Source organism: Actinomyces oris, from assembly GCF_001937665.1.
GTDB classification, from domain to species: domain Bacteria; phylum Actinomycetota; class Actinomycetes; order Actinomycetales; family Actinomycetaceae; genus Actinomyces; species Actinomyces stomatis.
This window is the reverse complement of record NZ_MSKL01000009.1, coordinates 13,329-29,346: the sequence shown is the minus strand read 5'-3', so window position 1 is coordinate 29,346 and position 16,018 is coordinate 13,329. Positions and strand designations below refer to the sequence as shown.

Annotated in this window: 11 protein-coding genes; 9 read left to right on the top strand and 2 right to left on the bottom strand. The window is 69.5% G+C overall.

The window, feature by feature from the left end; genetic code table 11:
* The first annotated feature begins 84 nt into the window (after window positions 1-84).
* From BKH28_RS04420 to BKH28_RS04410, 3 genes are all read left to right on the top strand, one after another.
* Window positions 85-1,686: a SpaH/EbpB family LPXTG-anchored major pilin gene (locus BKH28_RS04420; protein WP_075417662.1), complete on the top strand. Its 1,602-nt coding sequence runs from the start codon at window positions 85-87 to the stop codon at window positions 1,684-1,686.
* A 250-nt stretch (window positions 1,687-1,936) separates the two neighbouring features.
* The gene (locus tag BKH28_RS04415; RefSeq protein ID WP_256695478.1) at window positions 1,937-2,974 is read left to right on the top strand and encodes a class C sortase; all 1,038 of its coding nucleotides are present in this window, start codon (window positions 1,937-1,939) and stop codon (window positions 2,972-2,974) included.
* A gap of 141 nt (window positions 2,975-3,115) precedes the next feature.
* Complete coding sequence (locus BKH28_RS04410; protein WP_075417738.1) at window positions 3,116-4,099, top strand: phosphatase PAP2 family protein; 984 nt, start codon at window positions 3,116-3,118, stop codon at window positions 4,097-4,099.
* Between the two features lie 195 nt (window positions 4,100-4,294).
* Here BKH28_RS04410 and BKH28_RS04405 read toward each other — a convergent pair whose 3' ends face one another.
* Window positions 4,295-5,977, bottom strand: coding sequence for a sensor histidine kinase (locus BKH28_RS04405; RefSeq protein ID WP_178388826.1), 1,683 nt, complete (start codon window positions 5,975-5,977; stop codon window positions 4,295-4,297).
* A gap of 10 nt (window positions 5,978-5,987) precedes the next feature.
* On the bottom strand, window positions 5,988-6,734 hold the full coding sequence (locus BKH28_RS04400) for a response regulator transcription factor (protein ID WP_075417660.1): 747 nt from the start codon (window positions 6,732-6,734) through the stop codon (window positions 5,988-5,990).
* Between the two features lie 293 nt (window positions 6,735-7,027).
* Between BKH28_RS04400 and BKH28_RS04395 the strand changes: the two genes are divergently transcribed.
* The 6 genes from BKH28_RS04395 (at window position 7,028) to BKH28_RS04370 (ending at window position 15,940) form a co-directional block, all read left to right on the top strand.
* Complete coding sequence (locus BKH28_RS04395) at window positions 7,028-8,380, top strand: diguanylate cyclase (RefSeq protein ID WP_075417659.1); 1,353 nt, start codon at window positions 7,028-7,030, stop codon at window positions 8,378-8,380.
* Window positions 8,381-8,549: 169 nt separating this feature from the next.
* Complete coding sequence (locus BKH28_RS04390) at window positions 8,550-9,884, top strand: diguanylate cyclase (protein ID WP_075417658.1); 1,335 nt, start codon at window positions 8,550-8,552, stop codon at window positions 9,882-9,884.
* Between the two features lie 213 nt (window positions 9,885-10,097).
* On the top strand, window positions 10,098-13,043 hold the full coding sequence (topA, locus tag BKH28_RS04385; protein ID WP_075417657.1) for a type I DNA topoisomerase: 2,946 nt from the start codon (window positions 10,098-10,100) through the stop codon (window positions 13,041-13,043).
* Between the two features lie 323 nt (window positions 13,044-13,366).
* Complete coding sequence (locus BKH28_RS04380) at window positions 13,367-13,984, top strand: DUF3060 domain-containing protein (RefSeq protein WP_075417656.1); 618 nt, start codon at window positions 13,367-13,369, stop codon at window positions 13,982-13,984.
* Window positions 13,985-13,991: 7 nt separating this feature from the next.
* The gene (locus BKH28_RS04375) at window positions 13,992-14,720 is read left to right on the top strand and encodes a response regulator transcription factor (protein WP_075417655.1); all 729 of its coding nucleotides are present in this window, start codon (window positions 13,992-13,994) and stop codon (window positions 14,718-14,720) included.
* Window positions 14,717-15,940: a sensor histidine kinase gene (locus BKH28_RS04370; protein WP_256695477.1), complete on the top strand. Its 1,224-nt coding sequence runs from the start codon at window positions 14,717-14,719 to the stop codon at window positions 15,938-15,940. Before BKH28_RS04375 ends, BKH28_RS04370 begins: the two co-directional genes overlap by 4 nt.
* Window positions 15,941-16,018 lie beyond the last annotated feature (78 nt).

Sequence of the window (16,018 nt, the reverse complement as noted above, 5' to 3'; positions counted from 1 at the left end):
AGAAGAACCCACGACTCCGCTCCGTCGCGCGCGGGTCACCCCATTCATCCCTCATCCATCCCAACAACACAGGAGAGAACAGAAATGCACTCCCTCACCACGCGCCGGGGCCTCGGCCTCGCCGCTGCGATGACGCTCGCCGCTGGCGCGCTCGTCGCCCCGACCGGCGCGGCGGCACCCGCTGACCCGAACGGCTCCACCATCGACCCCGACGCGGCCACGACGCTGACCATCCACAAGTGCGAGCAGACCGACACCAACGGCGTCAAGGAGGGTGACGGTAACGAGGACCCTGCAGCCGAGTGCAAGCCCGTCTCCGGCGTCGAGTTCACCATCACCAAGCTGAGCGTGGACCTGACCACGTCCGAGGGCTGGGAGACCCTGGCCAAGCTCAAGGGCGACGTCTCCCAGACCAAGGATTTCAAGTCCGGTACCGTCCAGAAGATCACCACCGGTGGTGATGGCCTGGCCGCCTTCACCGACGCTCAGACCGAGGTCGGCGCCTACCTCGTCAGCGAGACCAGGACCCCGGACAAGGTCATCCCCGCCGAGGACTTCGTCGTCACCCTGCCGATGACCAATCCGCAGGACACCACCGCGTGGAACTACAACGTCCACGTCTACCCCAAGAACACCATCTCCGGTGTGGACAAGCAGGTGACGGACAAGCCGGCCCCCGGCTCCGGTCACGACATCACCTACACCATCACCACCTCCATCCCGAAGGTGGACTACCCGGGCGGTGCGCGCATCAAGCGCTACGAGGTCGTTGACCAGCTCGACAAGCGCATCAAGAAGGACGCCCTCACCCCGGTCGTCAAGATCGTCGGTCAGAACGGGATGACCCTGGCGAACACCACCGACTACACCCTCATCACCGCCGATGGCGCCGACCACAACTGGGCCACCATCCAGCTCACCGAGGAGGGCCGCCGCAAGGCCTCCGAGGCTCGTTACAACGGCAACGGCGAGACCAAGATCCAGGTGACCCTGACCGCCACGTTCGACGCCAACGTCGACCTGGAGGGAGACCTGTCCAACACCGCGGGCCTCATCCCCAACGACAGCCCCAACTTCACCTGGGACCCGAACCGCCCCGGCACGAAGGTCCCCGGCATCCCCACCACCCCCGCGCTGTCCAAGTACGGCAAGGTGGTCGTCACCAAGACCGGTACGGACGACCTGGCCGACAAGACCACGTACAACGGCGCCCAGTTCCAGGTCTACGAGTGCACCAAGACCGCGAGCGGCGCCACACTGCGTGACGCCGACCCCAGCACCTCGACCGTCGACCCGCTGACCATCGGTGGGCAGAAGACCTTCACCACCTCCGGCCAGGGCGTCGTGGAGATCAACTACCTGCGCGCCAACGACTACGTCAACGGTGTGGCGAAGTCCCAGGACCAGCTGACCGCCGAGGACCACTACTGCCTCGTTGAGACCAAGGCGCCCGAGGGCTACAACCTCCAGGCCGACCCGATCCCCTTCCGCGTCATGGCTGAGAAGGCCACGGCCAAGGCCGCGACCGCGGTGACCGTCACCGACGTGCCGAAGAACGCCGGCTTCCGCCTGCCGCTCACCGGTGCCAACGGCGTCATCTTCCTGACGGTCGCGGGCGCCCTCCTGGTGATCGGTGGCGCGGTGTCCGCCTACGCCAACAAGCGCCGTCACGCCGCCAGGCACTGACCGCTCCTGACGGCCACGGGGCGACGAGCCCCATCCGGTCGTCATCCTGCTGACTGCTCACTGCGGGGGAGGCGGGAGAACCCGTCTCCCCCACGGGGCGTTGCAGGGATCCTCCCTCCCCATCGGTAACCCGCCACCGATCCCCATCCGCCCCTCACAGCGAGCTCCGCAGACAACCCGACGAAGGAAGGCACGGTTCTCCGTGACAGCGCTACCCCCATTACTTCGCGACCGCATTACCCGGCCCTGCATGAGCCGGGCCGAGAAGGGGCCCGACGGCGCGGCTCCGCGGCCCGGCCCGGGCGAACCGGTCTCCCCTGGGACCGGCCCGGACGAGGCGGCCCGCCGCAAGGTCCTGCGCGAGCACTTTCTGACCTGGCTCCCACTGGCCCTGGTCCTGCTCGGCGTCGCCGTTCTCCTGTACCCGGTCATGGCGACTCGGCACAACAACGATGAGCAGCAGCGCCTGGCCACGATGTACACCGCCTCCGTGAACGCGGCCGGGCCGGAGGCCATCGCCGCGGAGCGCGCCTCCGCCGAGACCTACAACAACAACCTGGAGAGCGCGCCGATCCTCGACCCCTGGCTCGAGCTGCAGCGTCCCGACACCCCCCAGTACCAGGCCTACCTCCATGAGATGGACATCGACCCGGTCATGGCCCGGATCGTCATCCCCTCCATCCACGTGAGCCTGCCCGTCTACCACGGCACCGACAGCCGTACCCTGGCGGAGGGGGTCGGGCACCTGTTCGGCACGAGCCTGCCGATCGGCGGCCCCTCCACCCACGCAGTCCTCACCGGTCACACCGGGCTGTCCACCGCGACCATGTTCGACAACCTCAGCCAGGTCAAGAAGGGCGACGCCTTCTACATCTCCTCCCTGGGGCAGACCCTCAAGTACGAGATCACCGACATCACCGTCGTCAAGCCCGATGAGACCGACTCCCTGCGCAAGGTCCCCGGACGCGACCTGGTCACCCTCATCACCTGCACGCCCTACGGCGTCAACTCCCACCGTCTCCTGGTCACCGGTGAGCGCGTCCCCATGGACCCCACGGCCGCCGCGGCCGAGGAGGCCAAGGCCCTGCCTGCCCCCATGCAGACCTGGATGAAGGCCATCATCGCCGCCGTCGTCGTCATTCTGACGATCGTCACCGGCATCCTCGTGCGCCTGTGGTGGATGCGTCGTCGCCGGCGCTCCCGGGGCGCCGGTGGACGGGCCGCCAAGGACTCGGCCGCCGCGGCTCGGAGGGACCGGCAGCCGGCCCCCGGGGGCGCAGCCCCCTGACGGGCCGATCACCGAGGCCGCCGGCGCACCGGTCGATGACCCGCTCAGCGACGTGGAGGCACACGAGCCGTGAGCAGTCCCGCACAGGAATCGCTGCTGACTTCCTATTGGATGGTGCGGGCGAGAACCTACGATCGGCCGGTGGCCTCCTTCCAGACGCAGACCTCCCGCTCCCTGGGACAGCTGCGTCTGCGCGGAGGTCTGCTGTCCCTGTCCTGCCTGGCGGCGACGCTCGGCCTGTGGCGACTGTTCGTATTCACCCACACCGGCCAGGTTCTTGACGCCATGGCCCTGGAGGGCTCGGAGATCGGCTCGCACTACGTGAGCGCCCACGCCCGCACCCTGCTGTCCGTGGTGTCCATGCCGGCGGCGGTCGTCCTCGTGGTGACGATCCTCGTCATCGGTCTGCTGCGGCGCAGCCACCGGCGCGCCGTGTGGGCCGTCGTCGCCGTGGCCGGGGCCAACCTGACCACCCAGATCCTCAAGTACCAGTTCCTGTGGCGGCCCGACTTCAACATCACCGAGCGCTGGGACAACGCCAACACCCTCCCCTCGGGGCACACGACCATGGCGGCCTCCGCCGCGGTCGCCCTCATCCTGCTGTCCGGGCGGCGCTGGCGGCCGCTGTCGGCCTGGGCGGGGGCGCTGTTCACCATCGCCATGGGCTACTCCACCCTCGTGTGCCAGTGGCACCGCCCCTCCGACGTCCTGGCCGGGATCTTCGTGCCCGTGGCCTGGGGGGCCTTCGCCGTGGCCGGCGGGGCCTGGCGCGCCCCCTGGTCCCTGCGCGAGGGAACCGGGGAGGAGGGCTCCGGTGAGGTGCCCGAGCTGACCACCGTGGGGACGATCCCGGTGACGGCCGCCGGGCCGCGTCTGTGGCACCAGTTCGTCGGCAACATTCTGTTGGCCGTTACCGGCATCGTGTGCACCCTGGGGGCGCTCGGTCTGGGGGCCTGGGTGTGGCGGCACCTGGACGGTCCGGACTCGCGCTGGCAGCTCTTCGGTGCCTACGCCACCGGGTCTGTGGCCGTCGTCGGCGTCACCTGCCTGTCCCTGTCCGCGCTCGTCTCACTCACCGACTGGGGCCGCACCCGCCGCAAGCACGACCCCCGCCATCGCGACTGACGGGCACTCGACGCCGTCGAGCACGTGAGCCCTCGCCGAGGGGCGTTCGTTGTCCGCTCCACGAAAGTCGGGACCTACTGGCCACGGGTTGTGCGTACTGCACGAAGGCCCGACCTGCGTGGAGTACAGCCGACCCTCTTTTAGTGGCTCCCGGCCCTCGTGCAGTGGCCGGCCCTGAGGGGTGGGTTCTGGACCCTAATCCTCGACAGTGGCGGCCGGGAGCCTGACGGTGAAGGTGGTCCCGTGGTCCTCGGGAGCGGTGGAGGAGTCGACGTCGATGCGGCCGCCGTGGGACTGGATGATCGCCAGCGCGATCGACATGCCCAGGCCCGTCGAGCCGGTGCGCCGCTCACGTGAGGAGTCCCCCCGGGCGAAGCGCTCGAAGAGGCGCTCGCGCACGTCCGGAGCGATCCCCGGGCCGTCGTCGTGGATGCGCACGATGAGCGTGCCGCCCTCGCGCGCCAGTGTCGTGGTCACGTGGCTGCCGGCGGGGGTGTGGACCCAGGCGTTGGCCAGAAGGTTGACGATGACCTGACGCAGGCGGGCCTCATCACCGATGACCAGTGGGGGCTCAGGCAGGAAGTCCTCGGCCTCCTCGGCAGTGGCGTCGGCCGGCGGCTCCAGGACGGCCAGGTCCAGCTGCCAGTCGTGGTCGGGGCCGGCCGCACGGGCATCGGCCACCGTGTCCACCAGGAGGCCGACCAGGTCCACCTCCTCGCGGCGCAGCTCGCGCCCGGCGTCCAGGCGGGCCAGCAGCAGCAGGTCCTCGACGAGGGCCGTCATCCGCACCGACTCGGAGTGCACGCGCTCCAGGGCGTAGGTGGCCTCCTCCGGCAGGTCGGCATCGGCCCCCTCCCGGCGGATGAGCTCGGTGTAGCCGCGGATCGAGGCCAGTGGTGTGCGCAGCTCGTGGGAGGCGTCGGCCACGAACTGGCGTACCTGCGTCTCTGAGCGCTGGCGCGCGGCCAGGGCGGACTCCACGTGCCCCAGCAGCGTGTTGAGGGCGCCGCCGACTTGCCCGACCTCGGCCGAGGAGTCCAGGTCCGCCTTCTCCACGCGGTCCTCGATGCTCACCTCGCCGCGCTCCAGCGGCTGAGAGGCCACGCGGTGCGCGGTGCGGGCCACCCGCTCCAGGGGCGCCAAGGAGGAACGCACCATGGTCCGCCCGGCCAGGGCCACCACGAGGGCTCCCACCAGCGCCACCGCCAGCTCGATGAGCAGCTGGGTGCGGATGAGCGCCTTGTCCCCCTCCAAGGAGAGCCCGGTGATGACCGTGCTGCCCGAGGCCTCGTCACGCGTGGCCACCACCCGGTAGCTGCCCAGGTGGTGCAGGTGGACGGTGACGGGGTGGTCCTCGGTGGCCTCGGACAGCAGCAGCCGGCAGTCCTCCTTGGAGATGGCCGCGTAGTGACCGTTCTTGTCGATGTAGGCGGCGGCCTCGCTGCCGGCGGCCGATGTCTGCGCGGTGATGAGCGTCAGCGTGCCGGTGGACTGCCCGGCGGCGTCGAGGCCGGGAGGGACCCCCTGCTTGTCGGGGGCGCCGTCGGTCCCGCCCGTCCCGTCGGGCTGGCCGTCGGGTTTCTCCGCGCCCTCCTGGGCCGTCTCCTCGGAGGCCTTCCTGGCCTCCTGCGTCAGGTCGTGGCGCTTGTCGGCGGCGCGCTGGGCGGCCGCCATCAGCTGACTGTCCGTCCGCGTCATGAGGGTGTGGCGCAGGCTGACGGTGGAGAAGGCGCTCATGACCGCCGCCATGACCAGGACCAGCCCGAGCACCCCGACCACCAGCCGGGTGCGCAGACTGCGAGGAGGCGTGAGCAATGAGCCGGGCCGCCACGAGCGCAGGCTCATCCGCCACCTGGTCGGTGCTGGCTGCTGGGACATCTGCGGGTGCTCAGGCGCGCTCGTCCGTGCCGGCAACCGGCTTGAGGACGTATCCGACGCCGCGCATCGTGTGGATCATGGGCTCACGGCCCTTGTCGATCTTGCGGCGCAGGTAGGAGATGTAGAGCTCGACGATATTGGCCTGGCCGCCGAAGTCGTAGTTCCACACCCGGTCCAGGATCTGCGGCTTGGACAGGACCCGGCGGGGGTTGCGCATGAGGTAGCGCAGCAGCTCGAACTCGGTGGCGGTCAGCTGGATCTCGTCGTCACCGCGCCAGACCTCGTGGGAGTCCTCATCCATGCGCAGGTCCCCGACCTCCAGCAGGGATGCGGGCTTCTCCTCACTGGCCCCGGAGCGGCGCAGCAGGGCGCGCAGCCGGGCCACGACCTCCTCCAGGGAGAAGGGCTTGGTGACGTAGTCGTCGCCGCCGGCGGTCAGCCCGGCCACCCGGTCCTCGACGGCGTCCTTGGCCGTCAGGAACAGGACCGGTACATTCGGGTGGTGGCCACGCACCCGACGCATGACCTCCAGGCCGTCGAAGTCGGGCAGCATGATGTCCAGGACGATGACGTCCGGGTCGATCTCCTGGGCGGAGCGGACGGCTGCGATCCCGGTCCCGGCGGTCGTGACCTCCCAACCCTCGTAACGCAGGGCGGAGGCGAGCAGGTCGGCGAGCATCTGCTCGTCGTCGACGACCAGGACGCGTAAGGGGGAGCCATCGGCGCGGGTGAGGTTCTCGGTGGGGGCGTTAGTCACGTCGTCTATTCAACAGGAAGGCGCTGTGCTCGACCACAGCGCAACCTGTGTCTCGACTGTGTTACCGATCTGAGACCGAACGGTGACGCAGTGACGCGAGTGCTGTGACATGCTTATGCGGTCATGCGTCTTGGTTGTTGATCTCCACATTCGTGTGCACCAGAACGTTACTCCGTAGCGTAGCCCCATAGAGAGCGGCCCAGTGGTATCTCAGCCGTCTCCTCATCCAGTGTGTCGCCGCCGGTGAGCCGGCGCCGACCTCATTTCCCTCATACAGCAACAGCAGGAGAGTCATGGAATACGTCGATGGCAACGAGCGCCGCTTCGGTGCCGAGGACCTGTTCTTCTCAACGACGGATACCAAGGGCGTCATTCGCAGAACGAACCGGGTCTTCGATTCGCTGTCCCGTCATAGCGCCGAGGAGCTCGTCGGCTCTCCGCACAACATCATTCGGCATGATGATATGCCCGCTGGAGCCTTCAAGCTCATGTGGGATGAGCTCGAGCAGGGGCGCTCCTCCTGCGTCTACGTGCTCAATCGGGCCAAGGACGGGTTGGACTACTGGGTCTTCGCCACGATCGCCCCGCTGACCGACGGCTACCTGTCCGTGCGTGTGCGCCCGACCAACCACGCCATGTTCACCCCCGTCAAGGAGATCTACGCCCGCGTCCGGGCCGCCGAGCGCGCCTACGCCGAGGAGGGCCACGGACGCCGGGAGGTCGCCGAGCACGGGGCGTCGCTGCTGACTGAGGAGCTGGCGAGGCTCCAGTACCACGACCTGCACAACTTCGCCCGGGCCGCCCTCCCGCGCGAGCTGGCGCTGCTGGTCGTCGAGGGCGTCCGAGTGCCGCCGCGCGCCGAGTCGGACGATCCCATGTTCGCCGTCCTTCAGGCCGTCGGGGCGATCGAGCGGGACACCGACGAGCTCATCTACCAGCTCGGCGAGTACCAGGAGCTCATCAACGGCCTGGGCTCCTGGGCCGGCGGAGTGCGCTCGGTCATTGACCGGGCCAACCGTGTGGGCTCCCTCATGGAGGAGGTGACCAGTCCCGACGGCGAGTCCTCCGTCCCCACTGTCTCCGAGCGCGTCAAGGAGCGCGGGGCTCAGGCCGTCGAGGTGCTCCGTCAGCTCAACTCCTCCCTGGTGGCGCTCTACGAGGCGGCCTCCGAGGTGCGCTTCCGCAGCTCGATGATGCGTCTGCACACCCTCATGGCCGGCATCTTCGCCGCCGCCGTCCTGGACGGTCAGGAGGGGGAGTCCGCTGACGCCATCGGTGACCTCGCCGAGGCGATGCTCTCCGACCTGGAGGAGCTCGTGCCCTCCTGCCAGGAGGCGGCGAACCTGGCCGAGCGCCTGGAGGGCGATCTTCGCTCCGTGGTCAGCAACCTCGACCGTGTCAAGCGGCCCTTCCAGCGCTGGATCCGCGCGCTTCAGGATGAGGGGGCCCAGGCTCTCGTCGAGGGTGTCGACGCCGAGGCCGCCCTGCAGGAGGCCATCGCCGTGGGTGAGCAGGGCTTCCCGGAGACGGCCTCGCTGGCCGAGCTGGCCGCCAAGGCTCGCGGCGTCGTCGTGACCCTGGACGAGTCCGTCATCCGTGAGCGGGTGGCGACGGTCCGCGAGAGTCTGAGCCGCCTGGGGGAGTAGTTGGTGATAATCCACAATATAGATTCCACCTCATTGGTGACAATGTCATAAATAGTCTTCCGCGGGCCCGCGCGTGTCATTAAGGTTTTTCCGGCACTGTGCGAGGAGCTAAGGAAATGGTCCTCGACGAGGTGCTCCCGCGAACCATCTACCATGAAGGAGAGCACCCATGGAATCGCAGGTCGGGTACGAGCGCTTGTTCGATCCACAGGACATCTTCTTTTCCACCACGGACCTCAAAGGTGTTATTAAGAACACCAACCGGACATTCGATACGCTCTCGCGCTACTCGCGTGAACGTCTCATCGGGGCTCCGCACAACATCATTCGTCACCTGGACATGCCGGCCGGCCTCTTCCGCCTCATCTGGGACGATCTGCAGTCCCAGCGTCCGGCCTGCGGCTACATCACCAACCGCGCGGTGGACGGTCTGGACTACCGGGTCTTCGCCACGATCGTGCCGCTGCGTCAGGGGTACCTCTCAGTGCGGATCAAACCGATGGACGCCGTGACCCGGGACAAGGTCGAGGAGGCCTACCGCCGGGTGCGTGCCAAGGAGCGCGATCTCGAGGCCCGGGGCGCCTCGCGCCACCAGCTCGGCGAGTTCGGTGGTCGCGAGCTGGCCGCGGAGCTGACGGCCCTGGGCTTCTCCTCGTTGCACGACATGACGCTGGCGACCCTGCCGCGTGAGGTGGCCGCCCTGGTCAACTCCGGGGTGCGCGTGCCGGCGGTCGCTCCCGAGAGCCTGGGCGCCGTGGCCCGGATCCTCAACACGGTGGCCGCCATGGAGAAGGACACCAACGCCCTGGTCTTCGAGCTCGACGAGTACCTGCGCCTCATCACCACCATGGAGGCCACTCACGACTCCGCTCGGATGGTGGAGGCGCGGGTGGGTCGTATCGGTCAGCTGGTCTCCCACGACGTCGGCAACAGCACCCAGACCAAGACGCAGATGCTCGCCGAGCGGATCGCCGAGCTCACAGGGGCCGCGGGATCGGAGCTGACCGGACTGCCTTCGCGGCTCAAGGTCCTGCACCAGTCGGTCACCGAGCTGCGCTTCTCCGTGGCCCTCATGCGCCTGCTCACCCTCATGGTGGGGCGCTTCGCCCAGTCCATCCTTGACGGCAGCGAGGTGGATGCCGTGCACTCCCTGACGGACCTGTGCGAGGCGCTCGAGTCCGGCTTCCGCGGACTGGACCCCGTGCTGCGGGCCGTGAGCGGTCAGGTCGCTCAGCTCAACGACGCCCTGCACACGGTCACCTCCAGCCTGGACCGCGCGGCTAGGCGCCTGGGTCAGTGGGTCGACCTGCGTGGTGGTGGGGCCGGCTCCTCGGGCTCGCCGGTTGTTGATGAGGTCGCCCAGCTCGCCTCGCGCGGCTTCCCCGAGGTCCGCTCCTTGGCCGAGCTGGCCGCTGAGTGCCGCGGACTGCACCTGCCCTACGACGAGAACATCGCCGCTCAGCGCCTGGCCGCCGTACGCGGTGCCCTGGCCGAGCTCATCTGAGACGAAAGTCGTTTTTCCGAACACTGCCTGGTTGGAAAAGGTGGGTGGTGCGTTACAGTCGGCTGAGAGCCGGCACAGTCCGACTCCCCACCGTCCCCCTTCGTCGGGGCCCGGATCGCCTGGATCGTCATGATCGCGCGGAGGTCGCAGGGGCCCGCCGACGTCGTGAACCAGCCGCGGCCAGCCGCGCACCACCCGTGAGGAAGGCTTTACGTGTCCACCAAGCTCGTCATCGTGGAGTCCCCCAACAAGGTGCGCTCCATCGCCGGCTACCTGGGTCCGGAGTTCGACGTCGAGGCCTCCGTGGGGCACATCCGCGACCTGCCGCAGCCCTCCGAGCTGCCCGCCACCATGAAGAAGGGGCCCTACGGGAAGTTCGCGGTCGACGTCGAGGACGACTTCACCCCCTACTACGTCGTCAACCCTGACAAGAAGAAGACGGTCGCCCAGCTCAAGAAGGCCCTCAAGGATGCCGACGAGCTCTACCTGGCCACTGACGACGACCGTGAGGGCGAGGCCATCGCCTGGCACCTTCAGCAGGTCCTCAAGCCCAAGGTCCCGGTGCGCCGCATGGTCTTCACCGAGATCACCCGCGAGGCCGTCACCCGGGCCCTGGACAACACCCGCGACCTGGACATCCACCTCGTCGACGCCCAGGAGACCCGCCGCATCCTGGACCGCCTCGTGGGCTACGAGGTCAGCCCGGTCCTGTGGCGCAAGGTCCGCGCCGGCCTGTCCGCCGGGCGCGTCCAGTCGGTGGCCACCCGCCTCGTCGTCGAGCGGGAGCGCGAGCGCATGGCCTTTCGCTCCGCCTCCTACTGGGGAGTGGAGGCCACCTTCTCCACCGTCCTGTCCGCAGTGGACGTCGCCGCCCGCCAGGACGCCTCCTTCACCGCCCGGCTCGTCACCCTCGACGGGCGGCGCGTGGCCACCGGCCGCGACTTCAACGACGACGGCCAGCTGCGTCCCGCCGCGCTCAAGGCCTCCGCCGTCCACCTCCACCAGGTGGGGGCCACCGCGGTGGCCGAGGCCATCGGTCGGGGAGAGCCGCGCGTGGCCGGTGTGGAGGACAAGCCCTACAAGCGCCGCCCGGCGGCACCCTTCACCACCTCCACCCTCCAGCAGGAGGCCTCCCGCAAGCTGCGCATGAACCCGCGCGAGACCATGCGCGTGGCGCAGGGCCTCTACGAGAACGGCTTCATCACCTACATGCGTACCGACTCCACGGTCCTGTCCGGTCAGGCCGTGGCCGCGGCCCGCTCGCAGGTGGCCGAGCTCTACGGGGCCGAGTACGTCCCCGAGCGCCCCCGCGTCTACGCCTCCAAGTCCAAGGGCGCCCAGGAGGCCCACGAGGCGATCCGCCCCGCCGGCGACCACTTCCGCACCCCGGCCCAGGTCTCCGGCGAGCTGACCGGTGCCCAGTTCCGTCTCTACGAGCTCATCTGGAAGCGGACCGTGGCCTCGCAGATGGCCGACGCCGTCGGCTCCACCGCCACCGTGACCGTCGAGGTGCCGCTGACGCCGGCGGCCGGCGAGTCGCGCGACTCGGGCCCCACCTTCTCCACCGCCGGTCTGACGGCGTCGGGCACCGTCATCACCTTCCGCGGCTTCCTGGCCGCCTACGAGGAGGGACGCGACGCCGAGCGCTACCAGGACGACTCCGGCGCCGCCGCCAAGGACTCCAAGGACGTGCGCCTGCCCGCGATGATCTCCGGCCAGGAGCTGGCCCCCCTGGCCGCCGAGGCCGCCGGCCACGAGACCACGCCGCCGCCGCGCTACACCGAGGCATCCCTGGTCAAGGCTCTCGAGGAGCGCGAGATCGGCCGCCCCTCGACCTACGCGGCCACCATGTCCACGATCTCCGACCGCGGCTACGTCGACCACCGCGGCCAGGCCCTGGTGCCCACCTGGCTCGCCTTCGCCGTCACCCGGCTGCTCGAGGAGAACTTCGCCGAGCTCGTCGACTACGACTTCACCGCCTCCATGGAGCGCGACCTGGACCGGATCGCCGCCGGTGAGGAGGACCGGGTCGCCTGGCTGCGGCGCTTCTACAACGGTCAGGGCGGCGCCGTCGCACAGGAGGTCGCCCAGGCCGCCGCCTCGGGTGATCTCGACGCCGCGGCCGCCGCGCTGCGCGCCCACGGTCTCAAGGGCCTGGTGGACAACCTCGGTGAGATCGACGCCCGCGCCGTCAATTCCATCGAGATCGGTGAGGGCATCACCCTGCGGGTGGGGCGTTACGGCCCCTACCTGGAGGACGCCGAGGGCAAGCGCGCCAACGTGCCGGCCGACCTCGCCCCCGACGAGCTGACCGTGGACAAGGCCCGCGAGCTCTTCACCCGTGCCGCCGACGATGGCCGCGAGCTCGGCGTCGACCCGGTCAGCGGACACGTCATCATCGCCAAGGACGGCCGATACGGCCCCTACGTCACCGAGGTCCTGCCAGACCCGGAGGAGACGGCCGGGGCTGAGGCCTCCGCAGCCGCCCAGGCCGGGGAGGCGGCGACCAAGACGGCGAAGGCGGCGAAGTCCACGAAGACGAAGAAGGCGGCCAAACCCAAGCCCCGCACCGCCAGCCTCCTGCGCTCCATGGATCTGTCGACCGTGACGCTGGAGCAGGCCCTGGACCTGCTGAGCCTGCCGCGCGTCGTCGGGCAGGATCCTGAGTCGGGCGAGGACATCACTGCCCAGAACGGCCGCTACGGGCCCTACCTCAAGAAGGGCACGGACTCGCGCTCCCTGGAGACCGAGGAGCAGATCTTCGCCGTGACCCTGGAGCAGGCCCTGGAGATCTTCGCCCAGCCCAAGCGGCGTCGAGGGCAGGCGGCCGCCCGCGGGCCGCTGCGTGAGCTGGGTCAGGACCCGGCCACTGACAAGCCGGTGGTCATCAAGGACGGTCGTTTCGGCCCCTACATCACTGACGGGCAGACCAACGTGACCGTGCCCCGCAGTGAGGACCCGGCCACCATCACCGCCGAGCGGGCCTTCGAGCTGCTCGCGGACAAGCGCGCCAAGGGCCCGGCCAAGAAGCGCACCACGCGCAAGACCACGACGCGCAAGACCGCCGCCAAGAAGACGACGGCGAAGAAGACCACCGCCACCAAGAAGACCGCCGCGAAGACGGCGACGAGCAAGGCGGCTGCTTCGAAGGAGGAGTAAAAGGGGCCGCGGCGGTGGGGCGGACCACCGCCGCCGGTCTCAGCCGGGGACATTCTGCGCGCCGGGGTGCGTCTTCCTCCGGTCGGGGACAGTCCGCGCGTCCGGGGACCGGATTCCTGTCCCCGACGGCGTCGAATGTCCCCGACCGTACGTAAGGGTCCTCGTTGGCGCAGAATGTCCCCACACGCGCAAGCTGGGTGCCCCGTGATCATCGTCGCGGCCTGTGTCGCAGTTCTGCGACAGTACTGCGACGAGGAGGGGACAATCGGCCGGTATTGTATTTTTTGTACAACTCCCCACACGTTTCCTGAGAGGATCCCATCATGCGTCTGCCCAAGATTGTTCTCGCCGGCACTGCTGCTTTGGCCCTGTCCCTGAGTCTGGGCGCCTGCTCCCTGTCCGTCAACGGTTCCGGCTCCGGGGACTCCGGTACGCCGGCCGCCCAGGCCGAGCAGAAGGACTCTCAGGGCGCCGGCTCCAAGGACTCGTCCAAGACCGATGCCAAGGAGGCTGCGACGGCCGACTCCCAGACCTCCTCCGGCGGCTCGGCTCAGGCCCCCGCCGCCTCCAGCAGCAAGGACGGCGATCACGACGACGACAAGGACGGTGACGACGCCCCCATCACGGACGCCACCTGGAAGGACATCCAGAGCAATGGGCAGCGCACCGAGGTCTCCGGCACTTACTCCGTCCAGGGATCCGGAACGACGCTCAACCTGGTCGGCGACCTCGAGAAGCTGACGGTTCAGGGCTCTGACGTCAAGATCGCTGCCGAGGACATCGACGACCTCACCGTCCAGGGCTCCAACGTCACCGTCTACGCCCGCGACATCGACCACCTCAACATCATGGGCTCGGGCGTCACCGTCCACTGGCTGGGCGACGACCCGACGATCCAGGACACCGGTGCCAACAACACCACCGGGAAGCTCAGCCAGTGAGACTGCCGTGACCCAGCCCGCTGCCCCGGCTCCGTCCGCCACCGTCCTGCTCGTCGACGACGAGGCCCCCATCCGCCGCTCGCTGGGCCCCTACCTGGAGCGCGGCGGGTGCCGGGTCCTGCTCGCCTCGGACGGGGTGGAGGCCCTGGACCTCCTGGCCTCCTTCCAGGTGGACATCATCGTCTCCGACGTCCTCATGCCCAGGATGGACGGGCGGGAGCTGGTGCGGCGGGTCAGGGCCGGTGGGGCCTGGACCCCCATCATCCTGCTCACCCAGGTGGACGCCTCCTACGAGCGGGTCTCGGCCCTGGACGACGGCGCCGACGACTACCTGTCCAAGCCCTTCGACCCCGCCGAGCTCGCCTCCCGGATCCGCGCGGTGCTGCGTCGCACCCGTGGCGTGGCCCAGCCGCTGACCTCCGCCTCCCGGCTCATGGCCGGAGAGCTGCTCCTGGAGCGGACCTCGCGGCGAGTGACCCTGTCGGGGCGCGAGGTGACGCTCACCCCGAAGGCGACGATGCTCCTGGACTACCTCATGAGCCATCCCGGTGAGCTCCACACCCGTGACGACCTGCTGGCCTCCCTGTGGGGCATCGACTTCGCCACCTCGACGCGCGCCGTCGACCACCGTATCCGCGAGATCCGCCAGGCTCTGGGCGACGACGCCGCCCACCCCATCTACATCGAGACGGTTCCCTCCGTCGGCTACCGATTCCGGGCCGAGGTCCGGGCATGAGCCTGTCGCCGATACCACCGTCGCCGCAGCTGCCACCCTCGGTTCCACCGCGCGCGGCGCCCGTGCAGGACGGCCGCACCCGTTACCTGGAGCCGGCGGTGGACACGGGTGGGCCGCGCACCATGCCGGTCACCCGGCCTGCAGCGCAGGGCGCGCCGCCGGTCGGCTACTCGATGGCGGGGGATCCGGTGGGCCGCCAGCAGGCTGCGGCCGAACCCCAACCCGTCGAGCCCTTGGCCGGAGTCGTCGCCGAAGCCGCCCCGACCCACCTGGACCCCGCGACGAAGAAGCCCCGGCGGATCGCCTGGATCGGATGGGTGCTGGCGGTGGTGGCCGTTGCCGTTGCGGCGGTGGTCTCCTATGCGATCCTCGGACTGGACCCGCTGGTCGTCTCGACGGCGATGCCACTGGTGGTAGCGGAGATCGGGATCGTTCTGCTGCTGGTTGCCCTGACTGTGACCGTGATTCGCCGCAGGCTGCGCCTGGCGGTGCAGCAGGGGCGACGTCAGGCCCAGGAGGAGGCGTGGTCCCGTCACCAGCAGTTCCTGCGTCGACTGGACCATGAGCTGAAGAATCCGCTGACGGCGGTGCGGGCCGCCGTCGCCGACCTGCCACAGGCCCGGCCCCAGGAGCTGCAGGCCCGGGTCGACGTCGTCGACGCCCAGGCCCGCCGTATGGGGCGCTTGGTGACGGACCTGCGCAAGCTGGCCGACCTGGAGACGGCCGCACTCTCACTGGAGGACGTCGATATCGCCGAGACCGTCCACGACGCCGCCCATGCGGTCGGTGAGGAGGGGGTGGCGCGTGGCGGCGCACCCAAGATCCGCCTGGATCTGCCCCAGGTGCCGTGGCCGCTGTCGCATGTGCGCGGTGACGGCGACCTGCTGTACTCGGCCGTCTACAACGTCATCTCCAACGCCTCGAAGTACACCCGGCCCGGCGGGACCGTGGAGGTGCGCGGTCGGGAGGAGTCCGGAACCGTCACCATCGAGGTGGCCGACACCGGGATCGGGGTGCCGCAGGCGGACCTGCCGGCGGTGTGGAGCGAGCTGGCCCGGGCCGGCAACGCCCGGGGCCTGCCGGGCTCGGGGCTGGGGCTGGCGCTGGTCTCCACGATCGTGCGCCGCCACGGCGGCAGCGTGCGCATGGCCTCCCGTGAGGGTGTGGGAACCCGCGTCTGGCTGAGCCTGCCCGTGGCGGGCCCATCGGATACGCCGTGAGCGCTTGGTGTGCCGGCGGTCGAGGCTGAGGACGCCCCTGTCACCCCACTGGGGCCTGTCGCAGGACTGCGACAGGGT

What these genes read in the sequence shown, in the direction of transcription:
- BKH28_RS04395 (WP_075417659.1), top strand. Translation starts at nt 7,028, where the DNA reads ATGGAATACGTCGATGGCAACGAGCGCCGCTTCGGTGCCGAGGACCTG.
- BKH28_RS04415 (WP_256695478.1), top strand. Translation starts at nt 1,937, where the DNA reads ATGAGCCGGGCCGAGAAGGGGCCCGACGGCGCGGCTCCGCGGCCCGGC.
- BKH28_RS04405 (WP_178388826.1), bottom strand. Translation starts at nt 5,977, where the DNA reads ATGTCCCAGCAGCCAGCACCGACCAGGTGGCGGATGAGCCTGCGCTCG.
- BKH28_RS04370 (WP_256695477.1), top strand. Translation starts at nt 14,717, where the DNA reads ATGAGCCTGTCGCCGATACCACCGTCGCCGCAGCTGCCACCCTCGGTT.
- BKH28_RS04390 (WP_075417658.1), top strand. Translation starts at nt 8,550, where the DNA reads ATGGAATCGCAGGTCGGGTACGAGCGCTTGTTCGATCCACAGGACATC.
- BKH28_RS04380 (WP_075417656.1), top strand. Translation starts at nt 13,367, where the DNA reads ATGCGTCTGCCCAAGATTGTTCTCGCCGGCACTGCTGCTTTGGCCCTG.
- BKH28_RS04420 (WP_075417662.1), top strand. Translation starts at nt 85, where the DNA reads ATGCACTCCCTCACCACGCGCCGGGGCCTCGGCCTCGCCGCTGCGATG.